At 46.1% G+C, this 232-nt stretch carries 1 pseudogene; it reads right to left on the reverse strand.

Annotation, left to right across the window (positions count from 1 at the left end):
* A pseudogene (locus ACY2RT_RS15735) lies at window positions 1-232 on the reverse strand (transketolase family protein); the annotation flags it as partial.

A 232-nucleotide genomic window follows, 5' to 3' on the forward strand; every position in this document is an offset into this window, starting at 1 on the left:
TTTGATGCGTTGCACCATCCTCCCCCAGAGTAAGCCCAGCATGAGAGGCACGGATCTTCACATTTTTATGGCTATGGGCAATACTTTGCCGTATTTGATCGTAAACCCTTCCTGTCGAGAAATTGGCGAATGTTCCTGTAACAGGAATTTTTCCTCCACTGGTCATTCCGGCAGCAATTCCTATCATCTTTGCTTCAGCGATCCCTACCTGAAAAAAAAGTTCCGGATGGTT

Source organism: Ulvibacter sp. 2210JD10-4 (genome assembly GCF_058148525.1).